We start from the raw sequence: 21,902 nt of genomic DNA, 5'->3' as shown, positions 1-21,902 counted from the left end.
ATGGGAGAATGCGATGCGTGTCGGTTTCCTGGCTCTTGGCGCCGGCCTGATCCTTGCCAGTCTGCCCACCGCCTCCGACGCGCAGCGCGCCGACAACGACATCCTCCCGCGTTCGGTGGCACTCCAGCAGGAAGGCGTGAAGGCGCAGGGCGCCGGGGACCTCGACGGCGCGATCGACTATTTTGAATCGGCGCTCGCCGCCGACCCGCGCAACCGTTCGGCAATCATTGCATTGGCGCAGGTCGCGCGCGCGCAGGGCCTGCCGGGCAAGGCGATCGGGCTGTACCGCGAGGCGCAGCTTCTCGAACCCAATGACATCGTCGCCTTGACGGGCGAGGGCGAAGCGCTGGCCGACAAGGGCGCGCTCGAACTGGCGCGCGAGAAGCTGGCGGCGGCACAGCGCATCTGCAAGGCGAACTGCCCGCAGGCCGCGGCGCTCGAAAAAACAATTCAGTCGAGCGCGTCGAAGCGCGTTGTCGCGGCCGAAACGCTGGCGCCGAAGCCCGTCGTCACCACCGTGACGACCGGCCAGAACTGACCCGCTAGGCGCTGAGCGTCCGCGCCAGCGCCACCCATTCGGCAACGCTGACCGTCTCGGCGCGTCGCGTCGGATCGATGCCCAGTTCGTCGAGCGCCTCGACCGCCCCCGCCATGCCCTTCAGGCTCTGACGCAGCATCTTGCGGCGCTGGCCGAAGCCCTTTTCGGTGAGCTGCGACAGGATTTTCGGATTGACGCCTGCGGGCTGCTCGGCGGGCACGACATGGACGATCGCCGACATGACCTTGGGCGGCGGAGTGAAGGCCGAGCGATGGACCTTCATCGCGATTCTGGCGGTCGAGCGCCACTGTGCGAGGACGCTGAGGCGTCCGTAGGCGTTGGTTCCGACCGGCGCGACGATGCGTTCGGCAACCTCGAGCTGGAACATCAAGGTCAGTGACAGCCATAAAGGTGGCCAGCTTGCCGGCTCGAGCCAGCGTGTGAACAGCGCGGTGCCGACATTATAGGGCAGGTTTGCGACGATATGATACGGCCCGCCGGCTTGGCGGTCGGCGTCGATCACCATCGCATCGTCGGCGACGACCTGCAAATGCCCGTCGAAGGCTTCCGAAAGCTCGCCGAGCAGCGGCAGGCAGCGGTCGTCGCGTTCCACCGCGATGACGCGCGCTCCGGCACGGAGCAGCGCCCGCGTCAGACCGCCGGGCCCGGGCCCCACCTCGAACACCGTCTGCCCGTCGAGATCGCCGGGCAGTGCGGCGACGCGGTCGAGCAATTGTTCGTCGAAGAGGAAATTCTGCCCGAGCGCCTTGCTGGCCGACAGGCCGTGCGCGCGGACCGTTTCGCGGAGCGGCGGCAGCGGGTGCGTCGGCTGGCGCGTCACTTGGCGGGGGCGCAGCTGCGTTCGCGTGCTGTCGCCATGCGCGCCGCCATCGCAATGGCCGCGATCGTCGGCCCCGGATCGGCCTTGCCCTTGCCCGCGATGTTGAACGCTGTGCCATGGTCGGGCGAGGTGCGGATGATCGGCAGCCCCAGCGTCAGATTGACGCCGTCGTGAAAATGCAGCGCCTTGAACGGCGCCAGCGCCTGATCGTGATAGCAGCAGAGCAGCGCATCATATTGGTCGCGGATACCCGGCGCGAACAGCGCATCGGCGGCAAGCGGGCCGTCGATGGCGATTCCTTCGGCGGCAAGTTGCTCGACGGCGGGCGCGATGATCCGGATTTCCTCGCCGCCAAGCTGGCCGCTTTCGCCAGCATGCGGATTGAGTCCGGCGACGGCGAGACGCGGCTCGGCAATACCGAAATCGCGCTGCAGCCCGCGCGCCACCATCCGCGCCTTGGCGACGATCAGGTCGCTCGTCAGACGTTCGGGGACCTCGGACAGCGGGATATGGACGGTCAGCGGGACGACGCGCAGGGACGGCCCGGCCAGCATCATCACTGCATTGGTCGCCGTCACGCCGCAGCGTTCGGCAATGAATTCGGTCTGGCCGGGGTGTGTATAGCCGATCCCGTGGAGCGCGTGCTTCGACACCGGCCCCGTCACCAACGCGGCACTGGCTTGGGTGCGGGTTAGCCCGATCCCGGTTTCGAGCGCGTGGAGGGCACAGGTCGCGCCGGCGGGCGTCGGCTTGCCAGGTTCCAGCGGTCCGCTGTCTTCGAGATGCCAGACGGGAAGCGCGGCGTCGAACGCGCGGACCGCCTCGTCCATATCGCCGATACGCGAGACCGGGCCATCCCAGACGGCTTCGATCGCCGCAATATCGCCGATCGCGACAAAGGGCGGGAGCTTGTGTTCGCGCCGTGCTGCCCACGCACGCGCCGCAACTTCGGGTCCCACGCCCGCCGGGTCACCCATGGTGACCGCGATCGGACGCGGGGCGGATTGTTCGGACATCAGCTATATTCGATCACAGCGTCCCGGCGCAGGTCGCGAAGATAACGCTGCGCCCGCTTGTTGACCTTTTCTTCGAGCAGCCGGTTCTCGATCTGCTGGACATCGGGTGCGGTCGCGGTCTGCGGCATGTCGCGACCGCAGAGCACCAAGACGCTGATCCCCTCGTCGGGGGCGCCGAAGGGCTGGGTGGTCTGACCGATCTGCAACGTCGCCAGCGTCTGCTGCAACGGACCCGGGAGCGAACGCATCTCGATATTGTCGCGCGACACCACGGTGGCGCCCAGACGCTGCGCCACCTCGTCGGCGGCGCCGCAGCCGGCGATGGCGCGCGTCGCTTCGGCGAACTGGCCGGCGAGTTCGGTCGCGCGGGCCTGCGTCGTGCCGGGCGCGAATTCCAGCGACAATTGCTTCAGGCTGAGCACCGCGTCGCGCGGATCGGCGGTCAGGACCTGGCGCCGGTCGATCATCAGCATGATCGAGAGGCCGCCGGGCACCTCGATCGGGCCGACGAGCTGGCCGGGCTGCATCTGCGCGGCCGCTTCCGACATCGATTGCGGAAGCTGGCCAGCCTTCACCCAGCCGAGGTCGCCGCCGACGACGGCCGTCGAGGCCTCGGAAAACTGGCGCGCATAGGCGGCGAAACTGCCGCCCGCCTGCAACGCCTGAATGATCTTTCCGGCGTTTTCAGCCACCGCCGCGGCATTTTCCGGGGTTGCCGACAGGTAGATTTCGCCGAGGTGGAATTCGTCCTGGCCCTTGGCTTCGTTCATCCGCTTGACGACCGATTCCACCTCTTCGGTCGACACGTTGGTCGTCGACTGGATGTTACGCGACAGCAGGCGGTCCCACGCGAACTCGCCGCGGATCTGCTGCTTCACCGCCCCCGCCGACGAGCCCTTCGAAGCGAGATATTGCGAGAACTGGTCGGGCGTCTGCTTGAAACGCGTCGCAAGCCGCGCGAACTGTTCGTTGACCAGGTTCTCGTCGATCGTGATCTCGGCCGCCTTGGCTTCCTGAATCTGGAGCTTTTCGTCGATCAGGTTGCTGAAAACCTGCTGACGCAGCCGCTGCAATTCTTCGGGCGGCAATTCCAGATTGTTGTTCGCGATGCGGATCAGCGCCATGCGCTGTTCGATATCGGTCGAGGTGATAATCTCGCCGTTCACCGTCGCCGACGGACGATAGACATTGGGCTTGGCATCTCCGAAAATCTGGACGTTGCCCGGAATGTTCAGGCTGGTGGTCGGAACCTCCTGATCGGCAACGGTCTGTGCCACCACTGGTGTCACACCCACGGCCGTTGCGGCAATCAGGCCGATCATGGTCGAAAATCTGGTCATTGCTACCCTATTCGAGAAATGAGGCATGCTCCGTATCAGCGGACACGCCCGATGGTCCAGCGCAATCCGCCATCCGGACCTGTTGTCGACGTGATAGCCCGGCGACACTGAACGCAGGCTGAGCGGATCGGAGATCAGAAACCAAGGTTACGGAAGGCGATGCGGAAGGAAAAGCTGTTGCCGCGCCGCGCGTCGCCGGTATCGATATAGTCGCGCCGCCAGGTCAGCGCGATCGACAGGCATTCGTCGTCATACGCGATCCCCAGCCGGTGGCGAATCGGATCGAACCCGTCGGCGACGCTCAATGGATCGTCCTTCTGGTCGGTCAGGTCGACGATTGCCGAGCCGAAGATCGACCAGTTCCGCGCCACTGCGACACGGCCGCCGACGCGGGCCTCTTCCCGATCCTGCAAATCTTCGCCGAGCAGCAGGATGTCGCGATTGAGCCGCGAATAGCCGAGCACGGCGTAGGTCGACTGGCTGCCGATCGTCGCGTCGAGCTCGTTCCGGCGGATCGCCAGGCTGTCCTTGTCGAGCCGGTAGCGGTGGGTGAAGCGCAGGAAGTCCTTGTAGGCGACCGTCGTCCGCCCGACGATATCCGAGGTGCGGTCGGTCAGCCCGGTGCCGTCGGGAAACAGGGTGGGCTTGTTCGACAGGCGATAGCTTTGGCCGACGATGCTGTTGATGTTGAAGCCCGGGCGGCTGAAATTCCACTCGAGGCCATAGGTGACGCGCGCGCCGTCCTCGAACCGGTCGTAGCCGTTGAAGCGGTTGATCGCGAACAAATTGCTGTCTTCGAGGTCGAAGGCACGCGAATCCTCGTTCGGGATGTCGATATTTTCGATCGGCGGGGTCGCGACGAACTGGATGCGCGGGGTCAGCGTTTGGGTGCCGCCCAGGAATTCGCCGACGAAGGGCCAGCGCATATCGGCGGCGACCGCTGCAATGCCGCGCGCCTGCCAGCCCGATTTGCCACGATAGCCGGGGATACCGGTCAGCAGATTCTCGTCGCTGTGATACACATCGCCGCGAACCAGCGCGGTCAGCGTGACTTCCTGACCCATGCCGGTCAGTCGCCGCAAATCCCAGCGCGCGCCGGCAAAGGCGCGCTGCGTGTCCTGACCCGCGGTCCGCGCAATCGCCAGCGTGTTGAGCTGCAATTCGAACTGGCCGCCGAACAGCGGATCGTCGAACCGCTGGCGATAGTCGATCACCGGCAGTGCGATCGGCTGTTGCCCCTGCACATCGTTGCGGCGGAGCGTCTGGGTCGCCCAGCCGGCGATCGACAGATAACTCTGGTTGCCGATGCGTTCGACCTCGAACGTCGAGCGCAGCCGGTCGTCGCGGCTGATGTCGTAACGGCGCATGAACGTGCGATCGGTCGCGATGCGGCCCGAATAGGTCAGGCTCCAGCGGGGGTCGAACTGGAACTTGCCGGCGCTTTCCAGATAACCGCGAAAGCGCTTGCGGCGGTTCGGATCCTCGCCGGTCAGCGGGACGAGCGACCCATAGGTCGCATAGCCGTTGATCCGGAACGATCCGATGTCGGTCAGCGCGCGGGCCTCGCCCTCGATCATCGGTGCCGCACCGGTGTAGATGTGCGGGGTGATCGTCAGGTCGCGATCGGGAGCGATGCGCAGATAATAGGGCACCGCAATCTCGAAGCCGTTCGACCGGTCGAGGCGGATTTCGGGAACGAGGATGCCGCTGCTCGGTTCGTTGTTGAGCGGGTGGCTGAGCCCCGGCAGCGGGATCAGCGGCAGTCCGAAAATCTCGATCCGCGCGCCCTTGTAGCGGACCTTGTTCTTGGCCTTGTCGTACAGCACCTTGACGGCGCGGACCTGCCAGCTCGGATTCTTCGGGCAGCCCTCGTTATCCTCGACCGGGCAGGGGGTGTAAGCGGCGTTTTCGAGCTCGATATTGCCATTGTCGAAGCGCGTCCCGCGAACCGCGGCGAGCCGCGATCCATTGTCGAGCACGACGAGCATATTCTCGACCACGCCGTCGCGCAGCGAGTCGGTCAGCTCGATCTTGTCGCCATAGGCGGTATCGCCTTCGGGGTTCTTGATCGCGACATTGCCTTCGGCGAAGACCTGACCGGTTTTGCGGTTCCACGTGACCTTGTCGGCGCGCATCGAAATGGTGTCGCGGTTCATCGCGACATTGCCCTCTGCCACCACGACGTCGGTGTCGCTGTCGTAATTCAGATTGTCGGCGGCAAAGCCGATCTGGTCCTCGGCGGCAGAATCGGGCGCATCGGTGACGACCGGAGCGACATCGGGGGTTTGCAGGTCGGGCGTTCCGGGGGCCGCGGGGGGCGACGATTCGCTGGGCTCCTGCGCCAGCGCGGGCGACGCGAGCAGCGCGCACAGGCTTGCCGTTGCGAGCCACAAGGGCCGCAGGGCCGATTTTCCATGGAACAAAGCCAAGGTCATTTAGTCACTTTGTCCCATACCCTTAGAAAGTCCACCCGGACCGGACCGGCTGCTTTATTTTGCAACTCGCAGGCGAAACCCCTATCGGTCCGCCACGTTGCAATCAATCATCACATAAGAAAGTCATCGCATGGACATTCAGTTTGTCGCGCAAATCAATGCGTCTGCCGACGTCGTCGCCTTCCCGGTCCGCAAGGGCGGCCTCGCCGCGCTCGTCCAGGCGCTCGGCGATCCGCACGGCGCATTGCTCGGCGGCGCGGCGGCACAGGCGCGCTTCGAGGGCGCGGCGGGCTCGGTGGCCGAAACCGCCGCCGTCGACGGTGGCCGGGTGCTGCGTCTGTTGCTCGTCGGGATCGGCGAGGGCGATGTCCACGATCTCGAACGCGGCGGCGCGGCGCTTATTGCGCGGCTTCAGACGAGCGGTGCCAGTGCGGTCCACGTCGATTTCGCGAGCGCGGGCGAGAGCGACGCCGACGATGTACTTGCCTTCGCGATGGGCGCTCGGCTGCGCAACTGGCGTCTCGACACCTATCGCACCCGCCTTGCCGACAAGGCGAAGCCCAGCCTCCAATCGGTGACGATTGCTTCTGCTCACGGCGATTTGACGGGCCGTTGGGCCGAGAATGAGGCGATTGCCGACGGTGTGGCGCTCACTCAGACGCTGGTCGCCGAGCCGCCGAACATCCTCTATCCCGAAAGCTTCGTCGAACGCTGCCAGCATCTCGCCGACCTCGGGGTCGAACTCGAGGTGCTCGACGAGCGCCAGATGAAGGCGCTCGGCATGGGCGCGCTGCTTGGCGTCGCGCAGGGTTCGACGCGGCCGCCGCGGCTGCTCGCGATGCGCTGGAACGGCGGCAAGCCGGGCGAGGCGCCGGTGGTGTTCATCGGCAAGGGCGTCACTTTCGACACCGGCGGCATCAGCCTGAAGCCCGGGCCGGGCATGGACATGATGAAGTGGGACATGGGCGGCGCCGGCGCCGTCGCGGGCGCGATCAAGGCGATCGCCGGCCGCAAGGCGAAGGCGAATGTCGTCGGCGTCGTCGGCCTCGTCGAGAATATGCCCGACGGCAATGCGATGCGCCCCGGCGATATCGTGACGACCATGTCGGGCCAGACGGTCGAGGTGCTGAACACCGACGCCGAAGGCCGCCTCGTCCTTTGCGACGCGATCAGCTGGGCGCAAAAAGCCTATGATCCCAAGGTGATCGTCGACCTCGCGACGCTGACCGGCGCGATGGTGATCTCGCTCGGCCATGAATTTGCCGGCATGTTCGCCAATGAGGACGAGCTTGCTGCCGACCTGCTCGCGGCGGGCGAGGCGTCGAACAACAAGCTGTGGCGCTTCCCGCTGTCGGCCGCATACGACAAGCTGATCGACAGCCCGATCGCCGACATGAAGAATATCGGCCCGCGCGAGGCCGGATCGATCACCGCGGCGCAGTTCCTGAAGCGTTTCGTGAACGACGGCGTCGCATGGGCGCATCTCGACATCGCGGGCATGGCATGGGCCGACAAGGACGGACCCGTCTATGCCAAGGGCGCGACGGGCTATGGCGTGCGCTTGCTCGACCGCTTCATCGCGGCCAATTTCGAAGGCTGAGGCCGGCGGGGCGGGATCATGGCGCGCGTCGATTTCTATCGTCTCACCCGCGATCCCGTCGAGCGGGTGCTGCCCGCGATTGCGACGCGCATTTTGGGCGCAGGCGACCGGTTGCTGGTCGTCGCGGCCCCGGCACTCCAGCGGCAGGCGATCGACGAAGCGCTGTGGACGCACGCACCGGCGAGTTTTCTGCCGCACGGCGCGGCGGGCTCCCCCGACGAAGAGATCGAGCCGATCCTGATCGCGGGAACCCTCGATCCTTCGCCGGCAAATCGCGCGCGACACGTTGCGCTTGCCGACGGCGAATGGCGCGACGATGCGCTCGGGTTCGACCGGGCTTTCCTGCTCTTCGACAACAGCCGGATCGACGACGCGCGCGCAACTTGGCGCAAATTGAGCGCCACGGAGGGCGCCGAAATCCATTTCTGGAAGCAGGACGAAAACGGCCGCTGGGCGGAAGGGCCGTAGCGTCCGACGCTCTGTCCTTGCGGCGGCGCAAAAGCGCGGCTAGAGGCGCGCGCATCGCAAATCATAACAACGCAGGAGCTTTCCCATGGCGGTCACCCGCACCTTTTCGATCATCAAGCCCGACGCGACGCGCCGCAACCTGACCGGCGCCGTCACCAAGATGCTGGAAGACGCCGGTCTGCGCGTCGTCGCGTCGAAGCGCATCCACATGAGCCGCGAGCAGGCCGAAGGCTTTTACGCGGTCCACAAGGAACGTCCCTTCTTCGGCGAACTCGTCGATTTCATGATCAGCGGCCCCGTCGTCGTCCAAGTCCTCGAGGGCGAGAATGCGATGCAGGCGAACCGCGACATCATGGGCGCGACCAATCCCAAGGACGCGGCGCCGGGCACGATCCGCAAGGAACTCGCCGAGAGCATCGAGGCGAACACCGTCCACGGCAGCGACAGCGACGAAAATGCGGCGATCGAGATCGCCTATTTCTTCAAGCCCGAAGAAATCGTCGGCTAAGCCGGCCCGGCACGACCGGACAAGCAAAGGCCACCGGATCATTCCGGTGGCCTTTTTCGTTGGACACCCGAAAAAGGAGCAGGTCATGCTGGGAAAGCCGATTTTCGCCATCGCGGCGGCGGCGCTGCTGGCATCGGACGGGCCGGCCGCCGATACGCCGAAGATCGCCGAATCCGAAGGGCTCTACCGGCTTCCCTTCGCCGACGGCACGGAGGTTTCGGTGTTTGACGACGCTGTCACGCACCGCCCGGTGGGCGCAATCGATCTGGTCGGCGAGCCGCGCGAAGGGAAGGTTCACCGCGTCGTGGCGGCGGCCGATGGTATAGTGATGGCGATCGAGGACCATTATTCGGAGCAGCAGAGCGGCCGGGCCGCGGCCGATTGCCGGAACAATTTCGTGTGGCTTGCGCATCCGGGCGGCGAATGGACGCTTTATGGGCACATGGCGACCGGGACGACAAGCGGCAAGGCGGCGCTGAAGGTCGGCGACCGCGTCCGGGCGGGGCAATATCTTGGGGACGAAGGCGCCGTCGGCTGCGCGATGTTGTTGCACGTCCATTTCGAAGTCGCCGTGCCGCAGGCGAGCGATCCCATCGACAAGGGCGGCTTCCTCAATGGCAACGCCGACCGGCAGCGGATGCGCATCCCGCGCTTCTGCGCGATTCCGGATCATCTGGTCCGCAAGGACGCGCATTATATGGCGGCCGCCTGTCCTTGATCATTCGCGCTGCTTCAAAGAAGCGGGCTGAGCGTCGCCAGCAGGTTTTGCCACAGCCGCCGCAACATGCCGTCGCGTGCGACATCTTCGGCCGTGACGCGCTCGGAATCGGCCAGATATTCGTCCTGCCTCGCGCGAATTTCGGCGACGAAACCGGCGTCAGCGAACAGGATATTATTCTCGAAATTGAGCTCGAAGCTCCGCCGGTCGAGGTTTGCCGAGCCGATCAGCGCGACGGCGCCGTCGACCACCATTGTCTTCGCGTGGAGCAGGCCGGGGCGATATTCATATAGCTGGACACCCGCGCCGATCATCTCGTCATAATAGCTGCGGCTGGCATTGGCGACGATGCGGCTGTCGTTGCGCTGCGGCAGGATCATCACTGTGCTGACCCCGCGCCGCGCGGCGTCGAGCAGCGCGCAGATCAACTGTTCGTCGGGGACGAAGTAGGGCGTCGTGATCACCAGTTCGCGTCGCGCCGAATGAATCAGCGAGGTGAAGCAGGCGGTCATCGCAGGATAGGGCAGGTTGGGACCCGTGCCGACGACCTGCGCGACGATGCCCGGCTTGGCGACGGCCGGTTGTTCGGCATCTTCGCAGAGCAGGGCGCTGATATCGTCACCATGTTCCGACTCCCAGTCGGCAGCGAAGATGAACTGGCAGTCCTGCACCACCGGGCCTTCCCAGCGTGTCATCAGGTCGACCCACGGCGCATAGCGCGATTTTACCCGGAATTCGGGGTCGGCAAGGTTCTGGCTGCCGCACCAGGCGATGCGGTTGTCGATGATCAGCTGCTTGCGGTGGTTGCGCAGGTCGAAGCGGCCGCGGATCAGCGTCCAGATCAAACCACCGATCGGCAGCGCAATCCGCGCGTCGACCCCGGCATTTTCGAGCTCGATCCAATAGGCCGAGCGGATGAAGCCGCGCGACCCGAGCGCGTCGGCCAGCACGCGCACCTTGACCCCGCGCCGCGCGGCGCGAACCAGCGCGTTCTTGATCCGGAAACCGTTGTTGTCGGCGAGCCAGATGTAGAAGCAGAGATGGACGGTCGAGGTCGCCGCGTCGATATCCTCGACCATCTCGCGGATCGCGCTGTTGCTGTCAGCCGACAGGCGCGCCCGGTTGCCGCGCGTCGGCGGCAGCGCATTGGCGGTCTCGGCGAGCGCGAAGGGCGCTGCATAAGGTGTCTTTGCGAGGGCGCGGCGGATTGTTTCATTCTGCGCCGGGTGCGGGAGGTGGGCCTCGATCGCGCGATAACGGGCGCGGCGCTTCGCGCTGATCCGAGCCTCGCCGAGCAGCATATAGGCGATCACCCCGACGACGGGCACCATGATCGCCGCGATCAGCCAGGCGATCCGCGACGCAGGCTCGCGCTGGGGCCGCAGGATGATGCGCCCGATCACGACAATATGAACCGCGAGGAACAGCAGCGACAGGATAAGGGCGGCGTCGAATGCCATCGCGGCAGTTCAACCGGCTTTCAGGAAAAAGGCCAGCGCCAATTTGCGGCCGGTCAGAATTCCTCGGCGATGCCCATCAGCCCAGCGAGCTTTTTCGGCGCCACCGCGAGCCAGCTCTTGCGGAGCCATTCGCCGATCGCGTCCCAGTCGGTTTCGCCAAGGTCGAGACGGATGCCGACCCAGCCGTCGCCGAAATAGGCGGGGCGGTAATAGCGGTCTTCGTCAAGTTCGATCAGTTGCGCCTGTTCGTCGGCGCCGCTGATCTTGACGAGCAGCGCGATCTTGCCGTCGCCGTGATGATCCTCGGTGAAATAGGCGAATTTCTTGCCCTTCGCGATGCCGAAGCATGGCATGCCGTGCGAGCTGACCTCATCGGCTTCGGGCAGCGCCATCGCGAGCTCGCGCACGCGGCCGAGCAAGTAGACGGGCGACCGTTCGCGCGTCACGAAGGCGGCGAGGGTTTTGGGATAAAGCTGATGCTCGGCAAACTGCACCCGCTGCGTCAGGCTTTCGACCGTTTCGCCGGGGACGATCGCGACCGGCGTCTGCGCGAGCACCGGCCCGTCGTCGAGCGCCGGGGTCACGACATGGATGCTGCACCCGCCGTGGCTGTCACCCGCATCAATGGCTTGGCGGTGCGTGTTCAGCCCCTTGTATTTCGGTAGCAGGCTGGGGTGGATATTGAGCATCCGGCCTTGCCAGTTTTCGACGAAGGCATCGCTGAGAATGCGCATATAGCCCGCGAGCGCGACATATTCGGCGCGTGCTTCGTGCAATTGCGCGTCGACGAGCGCGTCGAACGCATCGCGGTCCATGCCCTTGTGAGAGAGGCCCCAGGTCGTAATGCCTTCGGCCTCGGCAATCTTCAGTCCCGGCGCTTCGGGATCGTTCGCAGCGACCAGCACGATCTCGTACGGGCAGTCGTCGGCTTTCGCAGCATAGAGCAGCGCCGCCATATTGGTCCCGGCGCCCGAGATCAGGACGGCGACGCGCGCCTTAGGCATTATGCGTGGCCGACCACGCCGCCATCGCACTCCACGTCTCGGATCCGCCCGACACGGTGCAGCCCTTCGCCCCTTCGGCGATGTGGCCGATCCGGAACACCGTTTCGCCTGCGGCTTCGAGCGCGGCGGTGACTTCGGCGACGTCGGCTTCGGCGACGACGACAGCCATGCCGATCCCGCAATTGAAGGTGCGCGCCATTTCCTCGGGCTCGATATTACCCTGCGCCTGCAGGAAGGCCATCAGCCGCGGCTGCGCCCACGCATCGGCGTCGACATGCGCGTGGAGCGTTTTCGGCAGCACGCGCGGGATATTCTCGAGCAGCCCGCCGCCGGTGATGTGGGCCAGCGCATGAATCTTGCCGGTTTTCACCAGCGGCAGCAGGCTCTTCACATAAATGCGCGTCGGCGCCATCAGCGTGTCGATTAGCAGGATGTTCTGGTCGAACAGCGCGGGGCGGTCGAGCTTCCAGCCCTTGTCCGCGGCCAGCCGCCGCACGAGCGAAAAGCCGTTCGAATGAATGCCCGACGAAGCGAGGCCGAGGATCACGTCGCCTGCGGCAACCTTGTCGGCGGTCAATACCTGGTCGCGCTCGACCGCGCCGACGCAGAAACCGGCAAGGTCGTAATCGCCGTCCGAATACATGCCCGGCATTTCGGCAGTTTCGCCGCCGATCAGCGCGCAGCCGGCCTGCTTGCAGCCTTCGGCGATGCTCGCGACGACTTCGGTCGCGACGTCGTTGTCGAGCTTCCCGGTCGCATAATAGTCGAGGAAGAATAAAGGCTCGGCACCCTGCACGATCAGGTCGTTGGCGCACATCGCGACGAGGTCGATGCCGACGCCGTCGTGCTTGCCCGATTCGATGGCGAGTTTCAGCTTGGTGCCGACGCCGTCGTTCGCCGCGACGAGCAGCGGATCGTTGAACCCCGCCGCCTTGAGGTCGAAAAAGCCGCCGAAACCGCCGAGGTCGGCATCGGCACCGGGACGGCGCGTCGCACGGGCGAGCGGAGCAATGGCACGGACCAGCGCGTTGCCGGTCTCGATCGATACGCCGGCCTCGGCATAAGTGTAGGAGGCGGGTTGGTTGTGCTTGGAATCCATGGCCAGCGCGACTAACGACTCTGGCCACGAAATGCCATGATTTCCTTGTCCGGCGTCGAGCTTTTGGGCAAAGCATAGAGAAGATATGATTTCGGTCGCTTTCCCCCGCTTCGCGCCCCGTTTCCCCTTCGATGCCGCGCGCCCGCGCGACTGGCGCTGGGCGGCGCTGTTCGGGCTGCTCTTTGCGATTCTGGTCGTCGGGGTGGTCGAAGGACAGATCAGCCGCGGCGATCGCGGCATTACCCCGATCAACAGCAGCGGCGACTTCCTCGCCAGCGGCATCCTTGTCGACGTCACCGGCGACAACGCCGAGGATGCGCGCGAAAAGGGCTGGCGTGAGGCGCAGCGCAAGGGCTGGGCACAGCTTTATCGCAAACTGAACGGCAGCGACGGTCCGACGCTCGGCGATTCGGTGCTCGACGGCATCGTCACCGCGATCGTCGTCGAGGACGAACAGATCGGTCCGCGCCGCTATGTCGCGCGGCTCGGTGTCCAGTTCGACCGCGTCCGCGCCGGACAGATTTTGGGCGTCAGCGGTCGAACGCTGCGCTCGCCGCCTTTGCTGGTCATCCCCGTCTATTCGGTCGACGGCATTCCGCAGGTGTTCGAACAGCGCAGCGCCTGGCAGCGCGCCTGGGCCGAATATAACACCGGGCAAAGCGCGATTGACTATGTCCGCACCGCGGGCACCGGCGCCGATACGCTGCTGATCAACGCCGGCCAGACGGGACGCCGCGGGCGCGTCTGGTGGCGCGTCATTCTCGACCAATATGGCGCCGCCGATGTCCTCGTGCCGATGGCGCGGGTCGAATACAGCTATCCCGGCGGGCCGATCAAAGGCTATTTCACCGCGCGTTTCGGTCCCGACAACAAGCTGATTTCCAGTTTCACCATGACCGGTCCCAATCCCACCGCGCTGCCCGACATGATGGAAAAAGCGGTCGCGCGCATGGACCGCATCTATATCGATGCGCTGGCGGCGGGCGTGCTCAAGACCGATACCTATCTCGTTCTCGAAAAGCCGGTCGAGAAGGAAGACCTGCCCGAAGAGGTCGCGACCGACGCCGACGTCCTGCCGACCGAAACCGATGCCAGCGTCCCGGCGACGGCGGCGGTCGGCGTATCGAGCTTCACCGTCCAGTACAGCTCTCCCGACGTCGAATCGGTGTCGGCGACCGAGCGCGCGATCGCGGGCATCGCGGGCGTCCAGTCGGCCTCGACCACCAGCCTTGCGCTGGGCGGTACGTCGGTGATGCGGGTCAGCTTCCGCGGCGACATCGCGGCGCTCAAGGCCGCACTCGCCGCACGCGGGTACAAGGTACAGGAAGGCGGCAGCACGCTCAGGATCAGTCGCTAATGGCGCGGGCATCGGGACAGATCGCGCTCCCGCTCGACTGGAGCGCTGGCGGAGCGAACGACGGTCCGTTGATCGTCGGCACCAGCAACGCCGATGCCGTTCGCTACCTGCGCCATGTATCGACCTGGCCGGTACGCACCGCGGTTCTCGTCGGCCCTCGCGGGTCGGGTCGCAGCCTGATCGGCCGATTGTTCGCGCGCGATACCGGTGGGCGCGTGATCGACGGGCACGACAGCGTTTCGGAAGAAGAGCTTTTTCACGCGTGGAACGCCGCGCAGGCTTCGGGGACGCCGCTGCTGGTCATCGCCGATAGGCCGCCTGCCGAATGGCAGATCGCCTTGCCCGATCTGGCATCGCGCCTCGCGGCGGTGCCGGTACTGACCATCGGCGATCCCGACGATTGCCTCGCGCGCGACCTGATCGAGGCCCTGTTTGCGCAGCGCGGCATCGCCATCGCGCCCGAGGTCGCATCCTATATCGTGCCGCGGATGGAGCGCAGCTATGCGATGATCCATCGCATCGTCGCGGTGCTCGATGCCACTTCGCTTGAACAGGGAAGGCGCCTCGGCGTTCGTCTTACTCGTGAAACATTACTGTCACAGGGGCTGATCGATCCCGATCTCCTCGAAAGGCAGGACAGCGATATATGTCGATAGCAAATGGCCCCCTTCGCGCCGACAATGACGCCCTGACGGAACCGCCGAGTTTCGGTCCCGAGCGCTTCTTCAATCGCGAACTGAGCTGGCTCGCCTTTAACCGCCGGGTGATGGAAGAAGCCCGCAATCCCGCGCATCCGCTGCTCGAACGCTTACGCTTCCTGTCGATTTCGGGCAGCAACCTCGACGAATTCTTCATGGTCCGCGTCGCGGGGCTGAAAGGGCAGCAACTGCAGGGCATCGACGATCCGTCGGCTGACGGCCGCTCGCCGGGGCAGCAACTCGCCGAGATCGAGGCCGAGGTGAATCGCCTCGTCGACGAGCAGCAAAGCGAATGGCAATTGCTCCACCGCCTGCTCGCCGAACAGGGAATCGTCGTCCACGGCACCGGATCGGATGCCGATGCGCTACGCGCCCGTCTCCGCCAATATTTCCTCGACCAGATTTTCCCGATCCTGACGCCGCAGGTCCTTGACCCGGCGCATCCCTTTCCCTTCATTCCGAACCGCGGTCTCGGTATCATCTTCGACCTGCAGCGCAAGGCGACCGGCGATACGGTGCGCGAACTGGTGATGATCCCGGCTTCGCTGCCGCGCTTCGTTCCCGTTCCCGGCGAAACGACCGCGTTCGTGCCGATCGAATATCTGATCGAGATTTTCGGCGGCCTGCTGTTTCCGGGCTTCACCATCCGCTCGCTCGGCGTTTTCCGGATCATCCGCGACAGCGACATCGAACTGGAGGAAGAAGCGGAGGATCTCGTCCGCCTGTTCCGCACCGCGATCCGCCGCCGCCGCCGCGGCCGTGTCATCCTGCTCGAACTCGAAGCCGACATGCCGGGCGAGATTGCGGCGGTGCTCAATGCCGATATCCAGGGGCATGAAGCGATCGTCGCCAAGATCGGCGGTTTCATCGGGCTCGCCGCACTGTCCGCGCTGGTCGATGTCGATCGTCCCGACCTCAAGTTTCCGGCCTATTCGGCGCGCTTCCCCGAACGCATTCGCGAACATGGCGGTGACTGCTTCGCGGCTATCCGCAGCAAGGACATCCTTGTCCATCACCCGTACGAGAGCTTCGATGTCGTGCTGTCCTTCCTGCGGCAGGCGGCGGCGGACCCCGATGTCGTTGCGATCAAACAGACGCTCTACCGCGCCGGCAACCAGTCGCCGGTCATCCGCGCGCTGATCGAGGCGGCCGAGGCGGGCAAGTCGGTCACCGCGGTCGTCGAACTCAAGGCGCGCTTCGACGAAGAGCAGAACCTGCTCTGGGCGAACCAGCTCGAACGCGCCGGCGTGCAGGTCGTCTACGGCTTTATCGAGTGGAAGACGCATGCGAAGATTTCGATGGTCGTGCGCCGCGAAGGGCAGGGCTATCGGACCTACTGCCACTTCGGGACCGGCAACTATCATCCGGTGACCGCGCGCATCTATACCGATTTGAGCTTCTTCACCGCCGACCCGCGCGCCGGGCGCGATGCCGCGCAACTGTTCAATTACATCACCGGTTATGTCGAGCCCGAACGGCTCGAACTGATCACCATGTCGCCGCTCAACATGCGCGCGCATCTGTGCGACCTGATCGACGCCGAAATCGCGGCCGCAAAGGCCGTGCAGCCGTCGGGCGTCTGGGCGAAGATGAACAGCCTTGTCGATCCCGACATCATCGATCGCCTCTATGCGGCAAGCGCCGCCGGGGTACCGATCGAGCTGATCGTGCGCGGTATCTGCTGTCTGCGGCCAGGGGTCGCGGGTTTGTCGGAAACGATCCGCGTCAAATCGGTGGTCGGTCGCTTCCTCGAACACAGCCGCGTGTGGGCTTTCGCGAACGGCGCGCCGCTGCCCCACCAGCGCGCCAAACTCTATATTTCCAGCGCCGACTGGATGCCGCGCAACTTCGATCGCCGCGTCGAATATATGATTCCGATCGAAAACCCGACCGTTCACGACCAGATCCTCGATCAGGTGCTCGTCGCGAACCTCATCGACAATGAACAAAGCTGGGTGCTCCAGCCGGACGGTACCTATGCGCGGGTAAGCCCGGGCGACAAGCCCTTTAACCTCCACCATTATTTCATGACGAACCCTTCGCTGTCGGGTCGCGGCACCGCGCTGCACAAGCGCCACGACGTGCCGACGCTCGCCATCGATATGCGCGAAGATTGAGACGATAGATTTGGGTTTGCTGCGCTCCTCGAAACTGGCGGTCCACCGCTCGGCGGTCATCGATATCGGTTCCAACTCGGTCCGCCTCGTCGTGTATGAAGGGCCGCGCCGCGCGCCGGCGGTGATCTTCAACGAAAAGGTTGCGGCAGGGCTGGGCCGTGGCCTGTCGATCGACGGACGCATCGCCGACGAAGATGCCGCGCGCGGACTGACCGCCTTGCACCGCTATGCGTTGCTCGCGCGTCACATGGAGGTCAAGGACCTGCAATGCGTCGCGACCGCGGCGGTGCGCGATGCGGCCAACGGCCCGGACTTCATCGCGAGGGCGGCCGAAGCGGGTCTCAAGATCCGCCTTCTGTCGGGCGAGGAAGAAGCCGAAGCAGCGGGGCACGGCGTGATTGCCGCGATCCCCGACGCGCACGGCATCGCGGTGGACCTTGGCGGCGGCAGCCTCGAACTGGCGGAGGTCGCGGGCGGCGAGGTCGGCCGGCGGGCATCTTTCCCGCTCGGCGTGCTACGCTTGCCCGCGCTGCGCAAGGATGGCGAACAGGCGTTCGAGCGCGCGGTGCGCCGGATGCTGAAAAGCGCCGGATGGCCGGCGCTGCTCACCGGTCTGCCGCTCTACCTCGTCGGCGGATCGTGGCGTGCGCTGGCGCGTCTCGACCTCGAACTGACGCACGATCCGCTTGCCGTGCTCGACCAGCACACGCTGCCCCGTGCGGCGCTCCGCCGGCTGGTGCGCGCGACGAGGCGGCTGAGTTTCGAGGAAATACGTGCGATTCCCGGCATGGCGTCGACGCGTGCATCGACGCTGCCCGACGCGGCCGCGCTGCTGGCGGCGCTCGCCAATATCATCGATGTTCCCGAAATGACCGTCTCGTCGTCGGGGCTGCGCGAAGGCCTGCTGTATCAGACGCTCGACGCGGCGACGCAGGCGCAGGACCCGCTGATCGTCGCCGCCGAATTCGAAGGCCGCCGCCTCGCGCGCTTCGCGCCGCATGGCCCGGCGATCGCCGACTGGATCGCGCCGCTGTTCGCGAGCGAGGCGACGGCCGACAGCCGTATCCGGCTCGCCGCCAGCCTGCTCAGCGACGTCGCCTGGTCGGCAAATCCCGATTTTCGTGCCGAACGCGGGACCGAGATCGGCCTGCACGGCAATTGGCGCGGCATCGACATCCCCGGCCGGATCCTGCTGGCGCGTGCGCTCCACGCCGGGTTCGGCGGCGCCGATGGCGATTTCCCCGCGATGGGCGCGCTCGTCGAGGCCGAGCGCCTCGCGCGGGCGCGGCAATGGGGGCTTGCGATCCGTCTTGCCCAGCGGTTGACCGGCGGGGTCGAGGCGCCGCTGAAAGCCAGCGCAATCGCCCATGTCGACGGAAAGTTGCGGCTCAGCCTCGATCCGGGCTGGCATCATCTGGCCGGCGAGTCGGTCGAACGCCGGCTGCGCTCGCTTGCGCAGGCGCTCGATGCCAAGCCCGAACTGATATTGCGCTAAGCCGGTTTGCTTTCGCCTGCGTCGTCGATCGGGGCGGCAGCGGCGGCGTCGATTTCGCTCATCACCAGCTTGCCGTTCTTGACGGCAAAGCCCATCCGGCCTTCGACAAGGTCGAGCGCGGCATGGCCGAAGACGTCGTAGCGCCAGCCCTGCATCATCGGGATATCGTCGCGGCGCCCGGCCGCGAGCGCCTCGAGGTCGTCGCTGCGTGCGATAAGCCGCGACGCGACATTGAGTTCGCGGGCCCGTATCTTGAGGAGCAGTTTGAGGAGGTCGGCGACGAGCACGCCTTCCTTGCCGAGCCCGGGGCCGCGTGGCGCGCGATCGGGCATGTCGTCCTTCGGCAGCGGCTTGGCATTGTCGAGCGCGTCCATCAGCCGCGCGCCGATGTCGTTCGACTTCCACGTCGCCGACAGCCCGCGCACGCGGCCGAGCCCGTCCTGATCCTTGGGCGGATGCGCGGCAAGATCGCCGAGCGTCTCGTCCTTGACGATGCGGCCGCGCGGCAGGTTCTTTGTCCGTGCCTCGCGCTCGCGCCACGCGGCGAGCGCTTTCAGGCGGCCGAGCACGTCGGGCTTGCGCGACGGCACCTTGATCCGCAGCCAGGCCTTTTCAGGGTCGACGTTGTAATTGGCGGGGTCGGCGAGCTTTTCCATCTCTTCGTCGAGCCAGTGGCCGCGCCCGGTCTTGACCAGCTTTTTCAGCATCATCGGGAAAATCTCGGCGAGGTGCGTCACATCGCCGATCGCATAGTCGATCTGGCGCTTGTCGAGCGGGCGGCGGCTCCAGTCGGTGAAGCGCGCGCCCTTGTCGAGAACGATACCGAGCCACGCCTCGACGAGGTTCGAATAGCCGACCTGTTCGGCCTGCCCGAGCGCCATCTGCCCGATCTGCGTGTCGAAGATCGGGTGCGGCGTCTTTCCGGTCAGGTTGAAGATGATTTCGACATCCTGCCCGCCGGCGTGGAAGACTTTCAACACCTCCTCATTGTCGACAAGCAGGTCGAGCAGAGGTTTGAGGTCGATGCCGTTCGCCATCGGATCGATCGCCGCGGCATGTTCGCTGTTTGCGACCTGGATCAGGCAGAGTTCGGGCCAGAAGGTATTCTCGCGCATGAATTCGGTATCGACCGCGATGAAATCGCTGTCCTTGATGAGGCCGACGAATTCGGCGAGCGCGGTACTGGTTTCGATGAGCGGATGGACTTGCATGATGGGCCTATACATTTAGTTGATGCAGACGGGCAGGAAAAATTGCCCGCACTCTTCGGGTCGCGGATCCGCAACAGCGGACAGGGGAAAACGCGAAGGGGTCTTGGCGATGATGTGGATCGGTTGGGGGCTGGCGGCGCTCGGTTTTGCGCTGCTTTTCGGGCAATATATGGCGGGGCAGGCCGATATTTTCGTATCGATCGCCAACCCGCGCCCGCTCGACGAGGAGCGGCTGGTGGTGACGCTGAAGGGCTGGGGTTTCGCCAGCGCGGCGGCGCAGCCGTTCATCGCGCCCGAATCCGATCACGGTCTCTGCGATGTGCGCCTCTTTGCGACGCGGCGCCAGATGCTTGTCGCGCTCGCCAGTTTCGGTTTCCTGCGTCCGGTCACCGTCGCGTGGCGCGCGCATGCCGGCATCCAGCCGCTGGGAGACGCCTGATGCCGGTCGTCCAGCTCGGCGACGAAGGTCGCTGGACCAACTATCACGGCACCGGCACCTGCGAGGCAGCGACGCGTTTCGCCCTGCGCAGCGGCGATGCCGTGCGCGGCCGCGACGAACTCGCGCTCGCGGCGAAGGCCGTACAGGACTGGCTGGCGGCCGCGCAGGCGGCGGGGCGGCGGGTTCGCCCGCTCGGTGCGGGGTGGTCGCCGTCGAACGTCAACATCTGCTCGCAAAGCTGGCTGCTCCACACGCGGCGTTTCAATCGCTGTTTCCGAATCGGCGCCTACGACGTCCGCCCCGGCGTCGATGCGGACGAGCTGATGCTCGTCGAGGCGGGGGCGCTGGTCGACGAAGTCTCCGACAAGCTCGAGGAACAGGGGCGCTCGCTCTGGACGAGCGGCGCCGGCAACGGTCAGACCTTTGCCGGCGCCTGCGCGACGGGAACGCACGGATCGATGATCGCACGCGGCGGCATTCAGGATCACATCCGCGCCGTGCAGGTGGTGACGCCGGGCGGCGTCCATTGGGTCGAGCCGGCGGCAGGTGTGATGAGCGACGCCTTCATCGCCGCAACGGGCTCGACGCCGCTCCGCGACGATGACCTGTTCGCCGCGCTTCAGCTTCCGGTGGGTGCGCTCGGTATCGTCACCGCGCTGGTCGTGGACAGCGTGCCGAAATTCCTCGTCCGCCCGATCCAGAACCTGCGCACCGTCGACCGTACCGCGCTCGATTGGCTGGCCGCAGGTGACTTCCAGCGCTTTTCGGCCGCCTATGCGCTCGATCGGGACCCCGATTTTGTGCAGATGATCGTCAACCCGTACAAGCCGTTCAAGCGCCCGGCGATGCTGCGCTTCCTCTACCGCGAACCGTGGCGCGACGATTATCCGCACGCAACGCCGGGCGAACTGGGGGCGGGCTATGACGCGCTCAGCCTGCTCGGGCGCTTGCTCGACGACTATCCCTGGGCACGCGGCGCGCTGCTGCAATATGCGATGAAGCTGGGCTATGCGAGCGGCCCCGACGTCGACGACCCGCCGGTTTACGGGAGCTGGGGCGAGGGGCTCGACACACACCGGCCGCTCGCCGACCTGTTCAATGCGTCGGTCACTATCGACCGCGCCGATCTGGCGCGGGCGTTGGAGATGATATGCACCGTCTATGCGCGCCATGGCGGCTCGACCGTCGTGACATTGCGCTTCATGGCGCGCGCCGAAGGACTGCTTGCGCCGGCGCGCTATTCGCACAATGCGGTGATCGATTTCGACGGGCCGCGCAGCGAACGCACGGCTGCGGCTTATGCGCGCGTCGTCGAGGTGCTCGACGCACAGGGGATCGGTTTCACGCGCCACTGGGCGAAAAGCTGCCGCCTCGATGCGGTGCGTGTCGCCGCCGACTATGGCGAGGATTTCCGCCGCTGGCGCGCCGCCCGCGACCGCCTGATGCCCGATCCCGCGCATCGCGCGCTGTTCGGCAGCGAGGTGCTCGACGGGCTCGGCCTGACCTGCTGAATCGACCGTCCACCCTTGACAAATGGCGCGCCGACCTGCCTTAGGCG

General features: G+C 65.7%; 19 protein-coding genes. 11 read left to right on the top strand and 8 right to left on the bottom strand.

Going from position 1 to position 21,902, the window contains the following annotated elements:
• Nucleotides 1-13: 13 nt before the first annotated feature.
• Nucleotides 14-538, top strand: coding sequence for a tetratricopeptide repeat protein (locus AN936_RS11865; protein ID WP_054590255.1), 525 nt, complete (start codon nt 14-16; stop codon nt 536-538).
• 4 nt (nt 539-542) lie between these two features.
• Here the strand turns inward: AN936_RS11865 and rsmA are convergent, their stop codons facing one another.
• The 4 genes from rsmA to AN936_RS11845 form a co-directional block, all read right to left on the bottom strand.
• Nucleotides 543-1,379 carry a 16S rRNA (adenine(1518)-N(6)/adenine(1519)-N(6))-dimethyltransferase RsmA gene (gene rsmA / locus AN936_RS11860; RefSeq protein ID WP_234715544.1) on the bottom strand — a complete coding sequence of 279 codons (837 nt, stop codon included), beginning with the start codon at nt 1,377-1,379 and terminating at the stop codon, nt 543-545.
• Entirely contained in the window at nt 1,376-2,395 is a 1,020-nt protein-coding gene (gene pdxA, locus AN936_RS11855) for a 4-hydroxythreonine-4-phosphate dehydrogenase PdxA (RefSeq protein WP_054588340.1), read from the bottom strand. Before pdxA ends, rsmA begins: the two co-directional genes overlap by 4 nt.
• The gene (locus AN936_RS11850) at nt 2,395-3,735 is read right to left on the bottom strand and encodes a peptidylprolyl isomerase (protein ID WP_084758301.1); all 1,341 of its coding nucleotides are present in this window, start codon (nt 3,733-3,735) and stop codon (nt 2,395-2,397) included. The genes pdxA and AN936_RS11850 overlap by 1 nt, the downstream gene beginning before the upstream one ends.
• A gap of 134 nt (nt 3,736-3,869) precedes the next feature.
• Entirely contained in the window at nt 3,870-6,170 is a 2,301-nt protein-coding gene (locus AN936_RS11845) for an LPS-assembly protein LptD (RefSeq protein ID WP_054588338.1), read from the bottom strand.
• 130 nt (nt 6,171-6,300) lie between these two features.
• On the opposite strand from AN936_RS11845, the gene AN936_RS11840 reads away from it, so the two are divergent.
• From AN936_RS11840 to AN936_RS11825, 4 genes are all read left to right on the top strand, one after another.
• Entirely contained in the window at nt 6,301-7,770 is a 1,470-nt protein-coding gene (locus tag AN936_RS11840) for a leucyl aminopeptidase (protein WP_054588337.1), read from the top strand.
• A gap of 18 nt (nt 7,771-7,788) precedes the next feature.
• Nucleotides 7,789-8,238, top strand: coding sequence for a DNA polymerase III subunit chi (locus tag AN936_RS11835; RefSeq protein WP_054588336.1), 450 nt, complete (start codon nt 7,789-7,791; stop codon nt 8,236-8,238).
• Nucleotides 8,239-8,323: 85 nt separating this feature from the next.
• Nucleotides 8,324-8,746, top strand: a complete 423-nt coding sequence (ndk, locus tag AN936_RS11830; RefSeq protein ID WP_054588335.1) for a nucleoside-diphosphate kinase — start codon at nt 8,324-8,326, stop codon at nt 8,744-8,746.
• Nucleotides 8,747-8,831: 85 nt separating this feature from the next.
• A complete protein-coding gene (locus tag AN936_RS11825) occupies nt 8,832-9,464 on the top strand; it encodes a M23 family metallopeptidase (RefSeq protein ID WP_054588334.1) in 633 nt (210 codons plus the stop codon).
• 14 nt (nt 9,465-9,478) lie between these two features.
• Here AN936_RS11825 and cls read toward each other — a convergent pair whose 3' ends face one another.
• From cls to purM, 3 genes are read right to left on the bottom strand one after another with little or no spacing between them, the layout of a single operon-like run.
• On the bottom strand, nt 9,479-10,924 hold the full coding sequence (gene cls, locus AN936_RS11820; protein WP_054588333.1) for a cardiolipin synthase: 1,446 nt from the start codon (nt 10,922-10,924) through the stop codon (nt 9,479-9,481).
• A 53-nt stretch (nt 10,925-10,977) separates the two neighbouring features.
• Nucleotides 10,978-11,928, bottom strand: coding sequence for a phosphoribosylglycinamide formyltransferase (purN, locus tag AN936_RS11815; RefSeq protein WP_054588332.1), 951 nt, complete (start codon nt 11,926-11,928; stop codon nt 10,978-10,980).
• On the bottom strand, nt 11,921-13,027 hold the full coding sequence (gene purM / locus AN936_RS11810; RefSeq protein WP_054588331.1) for a phosphoribosylformylglycinamidine cyclo-ligase: 1,107 nt from the start codon (nt 13,025-13,027) through the stop codon (nt 11,921-11,923). Before purM ends, purN begins: the two co-directional genes overlap by 8 nt.
• 85 nt (nt 13,028-13,112) lie before the next feature.
• Between purM and AN936_RS11805 the strand changes: the two genes are divergently transcribed.
• Genes AN936_RS11805 through AN936_RS11790 form a run of 4 tightly spaced genes read left to right on the top strand, consistent with a single transcriptional unit; the run spans nt 13,113 to nt 18,694 of the window.
• The gene (locus AN936_RS11805; RefSeq protein ID WP_054588330.1) at nt 13,113-14,384 is read left to right on the top strand and encodes a hypothetical protein; all 1,272 of its coding nucleotides are present in this window, start codon (nt 13,113-13,115) and stop codon (nt 14,382-14,384) included.
• The gene (locus AN936_RS11800; RefSeq protein ID WP_054588329.1) at nt 14,384-15,040 is read left to right on the top strand and encodes an HdaA/DnaA family protein; all 657 of its coding nucleotides are present in this window, start codon (nt 14,384-14,386) and stop codon (nt 15,038-15,040) included. Before AN936_RS11805 ends, AN936_RS11800 begins: the two co-directional genes overlap by 1 nt.
• A complete protein-coding gene (locus tag AN936_RS11795; RefSeq protein ID WP_234715542.1) occupies nt 15,031-17,199 on the top strand; it encodes an RNA degradosome polyphosphate kinase in 2,169 nt (722 codons plus the stop codon). The genes AN936_RS11800 and AN936_RS11795 overlap by 10 nt, the downstream gene beginning before the upstream one ends.
• 10 nt (nt 17,200-17,209) lie before the next feature.
• On the top strand, nt 17,210-18,694 hold the full coding sequence (locus AN936_RS11790; RefSeq protein ID WP_054588328.1) for a Ppx/GppA family phosphatase: 1,485 nt from the start codon (nt 17,210-17,212) through the stop codon (nt 18,692-18,694).
• Here the strand turns inward: AN936_RS11790 and rnd are convergent.
• Nucleotides 18,691-19,905: a ribonuclease D gene (gene rnd / locus AN936_RS11785; RefSeq protein ID WP_054590252.1), complete on the bottom strand. Its 1,215-nt coding sequence runs from the start codon at nt 19,903-19,905 to the stop codon at nt 18,691-18,693. The two genes, AN936_RS11790 and rnd, sit on opposite strands and share 4 nt — an antisense overlap.
• 109 nt (nt 19,906-20,014) lie before the next feature.
• Here rnd and AN936_RS25070 point away from each other — a divergent pair, with 109 nt between their 5' ends.
• Together AN936_RS25070 and AN936_RS11775 are read left to right on the top strand one after the other, a co-directional pair.
• Nucleotides 20,015-20,344 carry a hypothetical protein gene (locus tag AN936_RS25070; protein WP_054588327.1) on the top strand — a complete coding sequence of 110 codons (330 nt, stop codon included), beginning with the start codon at nt 20,015-20,017 and terminating at the stop codon, nt 20,342-20,344.
• Nucleotides 20,344-21,855 (top strand): FAD-binding protein, encoded by a 1,512-nt coding sequence (locus AN936_RS11775; protein WP_054588326.1) that lies wholly within the window; start codon nt 20,344-20,346, stop codon nt 21,853-21,855. The genes AN936_RS25070 and AN936_RS11775 overlap by 1 nt, the downstream gene beginning before the upstream one ends.
• Nucleotides 21,856-21,902: the final 47 nt, after the last annotated feature.

The sequence above is a fragment of the Sphingopyxis macrogoltabida genome (assembly GCF_001307295.1).
Classification (GTDB): Bacteria; Pseudomonadota; Alphaproteobacteria; order Sphingomonadales; family Sphingomonadaceae; genus Sphingopyxis; species Sphingopyxis macrogoltabida_B.
Note: the sequence above shows the minus strand (reverse complement) of the source record. Positions and strands in the feature narration are given on the sequence as shown.